Raw genomic sequence first — 10342 nt, 5'->3', positions numbered from 1 at the left:
CCTCCTGCCAGCTTGGCGCGGCGAAACGTTCGAGGATCTGATCCGTCGTGTCCTGACACGAGATCGTACCGTCGAAATCGACGATGGCCTGCCATGCCGAATACGGGGCGGGTTTGTCTTTGCGGATCATCAGGAGCTCACTGTCGGAAGCGCGACGGACGGAACGGCGACGATCAGCGAAGCGTTGACGCCGCCGAAGGCGAAGCTGTTGCTCAGGCCGATCGGTCCGGCGATGGGCTGGTTGGAAGCGCTGACGGACAGCCGAAAATCCCCCGGTGCCTCGTCGAAACCCAATGTTCCCGGTGCGAGGCCCTGCTGCAGGGCGATCACGGTGGCGGCGAGCTCGATCGCCCCGGAGGCGCCGAGCGTATGGCCGTGGATCGGCTTCGTCGCGGAGAGTGGAACGCGGGAGACAAGCGGTCCGAAGACGCTTTCCAGCGCCTCGGCTTCGGCGGCGTCGTTGAGACGCGTCCCAGTCCCGTGCGCGTTGACGTGGTTGATCTCCCGCGGTGACAGCCCGGCGTCTGCGAGCGCGGCATGCATTGCGGCGGCTGCACCGGCCGGATCGGGGCGGATGATGTCGCCAGCATCGGCGGCCGTGCCGTAGCCCAGCAGGTGGGCGACGAGCGGCGCACCGCGCCGGCCGGCGGCCTCCTCGCTTTCCAGAACGAAGACAGCCGCACCTTCGCCAAGCACCATTCCGTCGCGCCGGGCCGAAAAAGGACGGCAATGCGTCGATGTCAGCACGCGCATAGCCTGCCAGCTCTGAAGCGCGGCCGGTGTCAAGGAGGCCTCCGCGCCGCCGACGAGAACGCGGTCAGCGAGACCCGAACGGATGAGCCCCATGCCCAGTCCTATGGCCTGGGTGCTCGAGGCGCAGGCGCTCGCGATGGCGAGCACCGTGCCGCGGCAGCCCCAGCGGCGGCTGAGGAGCGCCGCCGCCGCATTCGCCATCAACCGGGGAATGGTGAGCGGATCGGGCCGGCGGTTTTCGACATAGAGACCATAATGACTGTCGTCGATCGCGGTTGCGCCGCCAATGCCGCTGCCGATCAGCACCGATGTCCGACCGTTTGCGAGATCGTCTTCGTCGAGCCGCGCGGCCGCGATCGCCTCTTCGGCTGCCAGCAGCGCCAGCACGCTGAAGCGGTCATAGGCACGGCCATGGCCCGCCATCTCCGCGGCCCGAGCGGGGAGCTCGGCGATCTGGGCCGCCCGGAAGGCGCGATGCCCGAAGGAGCGCGGCAAAGCGACGTCACCGACGGCGCTGTGTCCTTCGAACAGGGACCGTGCGAAGCTCTGCCTGTCAGCGCCTGCGGCCGAAACGATGCCGAAGCCAGTGATCGCGACAGCTGTCATCGCTGGGCCGTGTGCGAGGCGTGCTTCACGGCCTCGGCGAGAAGCGCGACGAGTTCGCCGAGATTCAGGGCTTCGCCGAGCCGCAGGTCGCTTCCGATCTCGATGTCGAAGCTGTCCTCGATACCGTTGATGACCATGACGGCCTCAAGCGAATCGAAGTTCAGCTCATCGAGCGTGACGTCAGGCCTCATCAGGGCGCGATCCAGCATGCCTTCCTTGACGATCACGTCGACGATGCGCGAGGCGAGTTCGTGATCGACCGAATCCGGCCAGGTGTGTTCGGATACGCTGGTTGACAAGGGGAATCTCCAATCGATCGTCTGTGGCGGCGGGATCGATGTCGCGGCCGGATTACGCGGGCATTACGTGCCCCGTCGTCGAACTTCCTTCAGGGATTGCGGAAGCGCACATAGACACGCTGCCCGATCAGGAATGCTTCGGGCGCGTCGATCCGCAGGATGGTCTCGGCTACGCGCACATCGGCGCGCTCGGTCGCGCTCTCGCCCGAGCGGCGGTTGTCGAGGAAGGCGCTGACCCTGATGACCTTGCCCGGCGAGCTTGTCCGCTCGTCACTCTCGGAGACGATCTCCGCGGTCATGCCCGGCTTGACCTGCCGCACGAAATTCTCCTGGATTTCGGCGCGCACCACGAGCGGCGCGTCGGGAATGACGACGAACATCTCCGTCAACGCGGCTGCGGAAACGACGTCTCCCGGCTTGACCGAGCGGCGCGCGACGCGCCCCGGCAGGGCGGCTCGAACCTGCCTCCGTTCGAGTTCATAGAGTCCGCCGTCACGCTTGGCGGCAGCTAGTGCCACCGCAGCCTCGGCGCTTCGAAGCTCGCCGGTCAGCGTCGCCATGGCCGCTTCCGCCTCGTCAAGCGCCTGAGGCGAGACAGCCTGCTCCTTCGCCGCCCGACGTATGCGCTCGAGAAGCCGCGCCTGCACGACGCGTCTGGTCTCCAGCGCCGCTTGGCGCGCCGCGGCTTCCTTGAGACCGGCCTCGGCAGCCGCCGCGACAAACTCTGCGTCGCGCGAGGCAAGCTTCGCCAGCACGTCGCCTGCCTCGACGTGCTGGCCTTCGACGGCCAGCACCTCCTGTATCAGGCCATCGCGCGTCGCCAGGATGCGGGACAGCCCGCCCTCGACCTCGATGCGGCCACGCGCTGCGGCAACGATAGGCGAGCCGCCATCCTGCGGGTCGGCGTCTGCTTGGCTGCTATCGGTCAGCATCAGGATGCCTGCAGCCGTGGCAAAGGACAGCACGAGGGCCACGGATGCCGCGGCGGCGAAACGTGAGAGCTTCATCGAGAGGTCCCCATCATATTGGAACTGGAATGGTCGCGGCTGTCGCGATGCAGACGACCGTCCTCCATTTCGAGGACGCGATCGGCACGTGCGATCAGGCGCGGATCATGGGAGACGCAGACGACGATGGCGCCGCTGCGATGGGCGATTTCGCGCAGCAGAGCGGTCACGATGGCGCCGTTCACGCTGTCGAGGGCGCTGGTGGGCTCGTCTGCGAATAGAAGCCGCGGGTGCTTGACGATGGCGCGCGCGATGGCGACGCGCTGCTTCTCGCCGCCGGAGAGTTCTGCCGGGCGCAGATGGCGCCGCTGGCCGAGGCCGACGAGTTCGAGGGCCTCGCGGGCGCTGCGCGCCGCCAGCGCCTGCGATACGCCCTGATAATCGAGCACGATCTGGACCTGCTCCAGGGCATCGAGCGCGGGAAACAGGTTGAAACCCTGGAAGACGAAGCCGCACTGCGCCAGCCGGAACGCATCGCGGGCCGCGTCGTCGAGCGCCCCGAGATCAACGCCGAGTGCGTGGACGTGGCCGCGATCCGGGCGCGACAATCCGCTCATCAGCGAGAGCAGCGTGCTCTTGCCGCAGCCGGAGGGCCCGCTGATCAGGGAAAGCTCGCCCGGATGGAGCGTCAGCGAGACGTCGCGCAGGGCCTCTGTCCTGATGTTCTGCACGACATAGGATTTGGTGACTGCTCTGACGCCGAGGGACGGGACCTTGGTCATCTCAGCAGAGCCGCGGGGTCGGCATGGCGTAGCCGCCGCAATGCCAGTAGTCCTGCGAGCAGCGCGACCGCCAGGACGAGTGCGCCCGACAGGGCCATGATGCCGGGCCCCAGCGCGAACGGGATCCCGTTCAGCCGCGCGAGCACGGCTGCGAGAAGGCTGCCCGCGAGACCCAGGGCGAGACCGATCGCCCCAACCCAACCGGCCTGCTCCACCACGATACGGCGCAGCTTCGGGAAGGGGACACCGATTGCCCTCAGCGTGGCGTATTGCGGCGTCGAGGCCGCAACGGCCGCCATCAGTGTCTGGCTGGTGATCAGCGTGCCGACCAGGAGGGCCACCGCCGTGGCGAAAATGAAGCCCACCCCGGCGCCGGATTCGAGCAGCCAGTAGCGAACGGAGCGTCCAGCCAGATCGGCCGCGGTCCAGATCTCGAAACGGCTTCTGGTTTCCGGCCGGGAGAATCGGGCGCGCACAGCCTTCGCCGCTTGGGAAGAATGCAGGCTGGCCAGGTAGTAGGTCACGTTGTCCGAAGCCGCCAGGGAGCGGTCTATGGCTCGCGCTGTGGCGAGCGATACGACGACGTTCACCCCGCCCATCGCGCGCATGCCACTGGTCGTCCCGACGACGCGTACACGTCGACCGTTGATCTCGGCGGTTCCGCCGATTTCGGTCGCGAGCTTGTCGAGGTCCCCGTCGTCGACGAGCGCGGTGGCCGGCTCGTCCAGCAGCGCACGCTCGGCGGGCAGCACCGCCCTGGCGAGCCCGAGCGCGTCACGGCGGGTTTCGATGCCGATCAGCGTCACGCTGATCCCGCCACCGCGTGGCCCACGCCAGTCGCCGGAGCCCAGGAGCAGCGGCTCGACACGTGCCACGCGCGAATCGACCAGCAACTCGCTGGAAACGCCGATGTCGATGCTGCGGCCGAGATCGGCGCTTTGCGTGCCCGGAAAGCCGACCCAGAGATCGGCGCGCGATTGCGTGACCGACAGGGCGTTGGTGCCGACGATACCCAGCAGCAGCGCCCCCTGGACGATGATGAGGACGCCGGAGAAACCCACCGACATGATCGCCGGCAGGAAGCGTCGCCATTCATGGATAAGGGTCTTGCGGGCAAGCGCGACCGCCATCAGCCGCCTGCCTCGCGCTGCTCTGGCACGGCCGCCGCGGCGCCCAGCGCCTTGTAGAGCGCGACGAGGGCCAGCGCCTCCATCTCCTTTGCAACCGCCAGGCGCCGCCGGGTCAGGAGGAGGCTGGCATCGGATTCCGCCAGCCGTGTCGCCTCGGCTAATCCTTCCCGGCGCAGCACACGAATGCGCCGCTCGCCGCGCTGTTCCGCTTCGACCGTCGCACCCAGGCGCAACGCGCCTTCGCGGGCCGCGCGCCAGTTGGCAAGCGTCACTGAGGCCTCCTGATAGGCGGTCAGCACGTTCTGTCGGTAAGCGGCAAGCGCTTCATCAAGCAGAGCGCGGCGCGCGTGCAACGCGGCTGCCCGTCGGCCATAGTCGAACAGCGGAATCTGGATCGAGGGCCCCCCGGCGATGCCGAAGGGGGAGGCGATCGACGGGCCGCCAATCCCAATAGTGCCGCCAAGCCGCAACCGCGGATAGAGATCGGCCTTCGCGATGCCGATCTCGGCGGCCGCCTTCAAGACGCGTTGCTCGGCCGCTCGCACGTCCGGCCGCGCCCGCAACAGCTCGGCAGGGCGACCCGCCATGGGCGTATCCCGCGAAATTGGTTGAGATCCCGGCGTGAACAAGGCCGCATCGGGCGCGGAGGAGCCCAGCAGCATCGCTATCTGCTGGCGCATGGCCGTTGCGCGGGCCTCAAGCCGAGCGAGTTCAGCACGCGCTTCATCGAGGGACGCGGCGCTGTCGGCTTCTTCGCCGGAGGCGGCCATGCCTGTCCTCGACCGGCTTCGGGCGAACTGGGCCCGCCGCTCCTGAGCAGCGACGAGAGCAACCGTCAGCTCTCTTTGTCGTTGAATCGAGCGCAGACTGATATAGGCCGCAGCGACCTCGGCGGTGACGGTGATCCGGACCGCATCGAGCTCGTCGCCCACGATCGCTAGCGAGGCGGCAGCGACCTTGTTCGTGCTTGCGGCAAGGCCGAAAAGGCCGGCGTCCCAACTCGTGTCGAAGCCGGCCATGAGCGGGCGGCGAAGCGGATCCTCGATCTGCTCGCGCGATGTCCCCGTGACGGCCTGCCCGCTTCCGCCGACGGTCGGGAGGAAAAGGGATGGTGCAGCCTCGGCTTGACTACGCCCGGCCGCAAGACGCGCGCTCGCCTGCGCGATCGACAGGTTTTGGCGCCGCGCCTGCTCCACGAGGCGTTCCAGAACGGGGTCGTGGAAGCGGCGCCACCAGCCGCCCAGGTCGCGGCGCGGGCCTGGAGTGGTCTCCTGAGCGTAGATCCCGGGCAGGTTCGGCGCCTCGGCGACCATCGGCTCCATCATCGAGCAGCCCGACAGCGCGAACCCCATCACGCCTGCCAATGCGAGGCGACGGCTTACGCTTTCGCTTTGCCGCGCCGGGCTATCAGGCGAGGGGGCGACCGGCGCGGCACGGCGGGAGAGGACATGTGAAGAGCGCTGGGGCATCATCCGTTAAGTCGATTGAGGGCCAGACATCCGCGCAAGCGACATAGCCTCGGCTTCGGGGTCGGCAGACCACGTCGCTGGGACTGAGGATGCAGGCGGCAGTTGGTCCAGAGAGCGGAAGCCCTTCTGGGCGTGGCGGCATCATGCCGCGAGCGATTACGCCAACATTACGCGATGTGTTGCTCTCCAGCGGAAACCGTCGCCCCCGCGGAGTAGCCGGGATGCCGCTCAATCCCGACGATGCATCCGCGCGACATGTGGATGACGCAGTCTGCCGCATCGAAATAGCGGTCGTCATGGGAGACCGCGATCACGGTCTTGCCGGCATTGCGCAGTTCGGGCAGCAACTGGCGATAGAACAGCTTCCGAAAATCCGGATCCTGATCCGCCGCCCATTCGTCGAACATCAGGATCGGACGATCTTCAAGCACGGCATGAATAAAGGCGAGCCGCTTGCGCTGGCCCGTCGACAGATCGGTCGTCGAGAAGCGGCCTTGTTGGAAATCCAGTACCTTCGCGAGATCGAGGCGCTGGAGCCACGCGTTCACCCGCGCTTCCCCGCCGGGGCACGCCAAGAGGTCTTCGAACAGGTGATAATCGGCAAAGACACCCGAAAACAGCTGCCGGTAGCCGTCGAGCTCAGCGCGGGAAACGAGCTGGCCATCCAGAAGCACGGCGCCGGAACGCGGCTGATAAAGGCCCAGCAGGATCTTGATCAGTGTCGTCTTGCCGCTGCCGTTGCCTCCGACGATGAAAGTGACCTCGCCGCGCCTGATCTCCAGATGCGCAATATCGAGCGAGAAGGCATCCTCCTGCTCCGTGTCGGAGAACCCGTGACGCAAACCTGCCAGTGCGAGGGCGTGGCGGAAGCGCAGGCTCGCGCGTGGACCATCGACGTGCGCTTCGCCCTCGGCGAGGGTCGCCGTCAGCGCGCTGATGCGGCGGAAGGCGATCTGCGCCTGGCTGAAGACCGGGAGCGCGCTCGCCAGCTCCTCGATCGGCCCCTTTGCGAAGAGCATGACGATGATGAAGCCGGTGATCGCCTCGTTCTCGATGCCGAGATAGGGCCGAAGCGCCAGGACGGCGCCGACGAAGACGAAGATGAGAGCAATGCTGATCGTATCGACTGCCCAGAAGATCGCAAAGGCACGGCCGTTGAGTGCTGCGATGCGGTTCGTGAGGTCACAGATGCCGTTTTTCTCGACGTTCAGGCGGCGCGCCCGGTTAAGGCGCAGCTCCTTGGCCCCCTCGATGATCGCGCGATACTGCTTCTGAAGCTGGTCTTCCAGGTCACGCGCCTTGTCGAACCGGGCAAGCCAGTGGCTCATCGCGGCATTGTTGAGCGCGCCGCCCACCAGCACGAGGAGCAAGGCGAAGCAGACCATCGGTACAGAAAGCAGGAAGAGATAGACGAGGCAACCGAGCACGATCGCGAGCGCCGTGGTGTATCCGGCGAAATGGTTGCCGAGTTCGGCGATCTTCTCGACGTCACCGTTCAAAACCGCCAACAGGCGAGGGCTCTTCATCTGTTCGATCTGGGAGAGAGGCGCGCGCAGGATGCGCGCGGAGACATCCTGCCTCAGCCGAGCGACGATCCGCTGGCCGAGCAGGCTGTTGCCGATACCGGCGATCAACTGTCCTCCAAGGCTCAGCGCGCACAGCCCAGCCAGACCGACGAGGGCACCGGCCGAGGTCGCCGAGACGAGCGCGCCGTTGATGATCGACAGAGCCCACGCCATCGCAAGTCCCCCGAGGCCACCTGCGGCAGTGGCCAGGAAGATGGTCCTCCAGAATGGACGGAGCAGCCGGATCACTTCGCCGAGGAGGCGTGGGGTGGAGCTCGCAGCGGACGGCTGGTGGATCTGGTCGCAATGCGCGGACATGGGGTGTCGCTTATCCTCGGAAAGGGGCGGGTTTGCCGGCCACGTCCGTGTCGAACCGCCGATGGCGCCGCCATCGGCCGGGAGAAGTCGCAAATCGGCGGCCTGAGGTATCAATCGTCCCAATCGTCGTCGGGATCGTCGCCCCAGACGTCGGAGTGATAGACTTCGATGCGCGCACGCGGTGGCGGATAGGCATGCCAGGCCGGCGGGGCTCGGTAGGAATAGAGCGGCGGAGCGGCGAACGCCGATCCCGCGAGCGCTCCGACGGTCGCGCCGGCGAGTGCGCCTGCAAACAGGTTGTCGCGGCGCGTCCAGGCTTGGGCGCCCGATGATACGAAAAGGCTCGCGGCAACGATCGAGCCGATGACGGTCTTGATGGCAATGCGCATGGTGGTTCCTGGTGCGTGAATGACTTGCGCCATTTTCGACCTCAGGATTACCGTCACATTACGTGCGCCACCGGCATCACTTGGAAAAGTTCAGAGTTGCGGTGGTGCCGCCACCTGGCGTCTCGTTGATCGAGAGACTCGCGCCATGAAGCGCCGCAACCTGCGCGACTATGGCCAGCCCGAGCCCGGTGCCTGAGCCGTCCTGCTTGCCGCGTGCAAAGGGCTCGATGACCGCATTGCCGTCATAGGCCACGCCGAGCCCGGGGCCGAAGTCGATCACCGAGACTCGGCCGGGCGCTTCGACCTCGACGACCACCTGACCGCCAGCCCCGCCGTGTTGTATCGCGTTGCGAATGAGGTTGGACAGGCCGGTGATGATCGCCTGGGCCGAGCCGGAGATCATTACCGGCATATCGCCGCGGAATTCGATGTCCACGCCACTGGCCAAAGCGGTCGGCACTTCGCGGGCGGTCGCATCGCGGGCCGTCGTGACGAGATCGATACGGTTCATCTCGGTCGGCTGGGAGGTCAGGCGAGCGAGCTGCAAGAGCATGGTCACAGTGCCCGACAGCGATTGCAGCTCGCCGACGAGCTCCGCCTTCATCTTGTGATCTTCCACTCGCTCAAGCCGAGTGCGCAGGCGTGTCAGGGGGGTGCGTAGCTCATGCGCCGCGTTCGAGAGGAAGCGCCTCTGCTCGGCGGTTGCAGTTTCGATTCGATCAAGCGCGCGATTGAATGCGACAGCCAGAGGTCGCAGCTCGGCCGGTTGGCCCTTGACCGGCAACCGCGCGCCCTCCTTCGAGCCGATCTCCTCGGCGGCGGCAGCGGCGCGCCGAACGGGCCTGACGATCAGGGCCGGAACCACCAGGATGGTCGTGAGAATGATGATCGTGAGGACCGCAGCCAGCAGAGTCGAAGTCATGTCAGGCTCCCTTAGAAGCGAGAACACGACCTCCGCACTCGTGTAGATCGCTCCGCCGAGCTCGATGAGGACATCGGATTCCGCACCACTGCGGGCCGAGAGCTCCAGGCGCAGTTCGTCACCGCGCACACCATATGCCGAGCGGATCTGGGGCGGATCCCACACGCCCTTGCCCGCCAGCACGCGAGCGGGCACCTCGCCATAAGAAACGCTGCCCTGAGGCGTGCTCACGACATACCAGAGCTGGGGAAACTGACGCTGGAACGTCAGCAACCGCCCGGTCGGCTTGATATGCGGGCGCCTGGCATCGTCGTTTTCGACGGAGCGCTTGATCTCGGTGGCGATGTCGAACTGGGCGACACTGCCATCGTCGCCATAGAATGCGATGAAACCGACGAAGAGGCAAAACAGAAGTGCCGAAATCACGCCGCCGAGCAGCAGGGCCGCGGAAGCGGCGATCGATCGGCTCTTCAGCTTCATGCCAAATCCGCCATCAGATAACCAATCCCGCGCAACGGCCTGATTTCGGCCTGGCAGCCATGCTCGCGCAAGCGCTTGCGCAGGCGCGACAAATGGGCATCGATCGCATTCGACTGAATCTCGTCGTCGAAGCCGTAGACTGCATTTTCAAGATTCTCGCGGAGGACGACCTGTCCCGCCCGTCGCATCAGCGCTTCGAGCAAGGCGAGCTCCCTGCGCGGCAGGATCAGGGGCTGGTCGTCGATATAGGCGGCTCTGGCGAATGTATCGAAACGGAGATTGGCGACGCTCGAAATGCCCTTCTGATCGAGCTGGTTTCGCCGGAGCACGGCCTTGGCCCGCGCGATCAGCTCGACGGGTTCGAAGGGTTTCGCCAGATAGTCGTCGGCACCCGCGTCCAACGCCTTGGCGATGTCGTTGGGGTCGTCGAGCGCGGTCAGCACCAGAATGCTCGGCCTAGGGCTGAGCCTACGCATGGTCGATATCAGTTCGACCGCATCCCCGTCGGGCAGGCGCCGATCCATCACGACGAGGTCTAAAGGCCGCACCCGCAAAGCGGCGCGCGCCTCGTCGAGCGTCACGACGAGATCGGCTCCACCCAGCGCTTTCTCCAGCGCGTCCCGCAGCCACGGGCCGAGGTCGGCATCATCCTCGATCACAAGCAGGCGCACTGGCGAACATC

General features: G+C 66.4%; 10 protein-coding genes. All 10 read right to left on the bottom strand.

What is annotated here, in order from left to right:
* Positions 1–129 precede the first annotated feature (129 nt).
* A complete protein-coding gene (locus CYD53_RS26410; protein ID WP_103721070.1) occupies positions 130–1359 on the bottom strand; it encodes a beta-ketoacyl-[acyl-carrier-protein] synthase family protein in 1230 nt (409 codons plus the stop codon).
* On the bottom strand, positions 1356–1658 hold the full coding sequence (locus CYD53_RS26405) for an acyl carrier protein (RefSeq protein WP_103721069.1): 303 nt from the start codon (positions 1656–1658) through the stop codon (positions 1356–1358). Before CYD53_RS26405 ends, CYD53_RS26410 begins: the two co-directional genes overlap by 4 nt.
* 89 nt (positions 1659–1747) lie before the next feature.
* Positions 1748–2665: an HlyD family secretion protein gene (locus tag CYD53_RS26400; RefSeq protein ID WP_103721068.1), complete on the bottom strand. Its 918-nt coding sequence runs from the start codon at positions 2663–2665 to the stop codon at positions 1748–1750.
* Positions 2662–3387, bottom strand: coding sequence for an ABC transporter ATP-binding protein (locus tag CYD53_RS26395; RefSeq protein WP_103721067.1), 726 nt, complete (start codon positions 3385–3387; stop codon positions 2662–2664). Before CYD53_RS26395 ends, CYD53_RS26400 begins: the two co-directional genes overlap by 4 nt.
* Positions 3384–4517, bottom strand: a complete 1134-nt coding sequence (locus CYD53_RS26390; RefSeq protein ID WP_103721066.1) for an FtsX-like permease family protein — start codon at positions 4515–4517, stop codon at positions 3384–3386. Before CYD53_RS26390 ends, CYD53_RS26395 begins: the two co-directional genes overlap by 4 nt.
* Entirely contained in the window at positions 4517–5869 is a 1353-nt protein-coding gene (locus CYD53_RS26385; protein WP_181012039.1) for an efflux transporter outer membrane subunit, read from the bottom strand. The genes CYD53_RS26390 and CYD53_RS26385 overlap by 1 nt, the downstream gene beginning before the upstream one ends.
* Before the next feature lie 284 nt (positions 5870–6153).
* Positions 6154–7869, bottom strand: coding sequence for a cyclic peptide export ABC transporter (locus CYD53_RS26380; RefSeq protein ID WP_103721064.1), 1716 nt, complete (start codon positions 7867–7869; stop codon positions 6154–6156).
* Positions 7870–7979: 110 nt separating this feature from the next.
* Entirely contained in the window at positions 7980–8258 is a 279-nt protein-coding gene (locus CYD53_RS26375) for a hypothetical protein (protein ID WP_103721063.1), read from the bottom strand.
* A 76-nt stretch (positions 8259–8334) separates the two neighbouring features.
* Positions 8335–9660 (bottom strand): sensor histidine kinase, encoded by a 1326-nt coding sequence (locus CYD53_RS26370; protein WP_103721062.1) that lies wholly within the window; start codon positions 9658–9660, stop codon positions 8335–8337.
* Positions 9657–10331 carry a response regulator transcription factor gene (locus CYD53_RS26365; protein ID WP_103721061.1) on the bottom strand — a complete coding sequence of 225 codons (675 nt, stop codon included), beginning with the start codon at positions 10329–10331 and terminating at the stop codon, positions 9657–9659. The genes CYD53_RS26370 and CYD53_RS26365 overlap by 4 nt, the downstream gene beginning before the upstream one ends.
* Positions 10332–10342 lie beyond the last annotated feature (11 nt).

The organism is Allobosea psychrotolerans (genome assembly GCF_002917105.1).
Taxonomy (GTDB): Bacteria; Pseudomonadota; Alphaproteobacteria; order Rhizobiales; family Beijerinckiaceae; genus Allobosea; species Allobosea psychrotolerans.
Note: the sequence above shows the minus strand (reverse complement) of the source record. Positions and strands in the feature narration are given on the sequence as shown.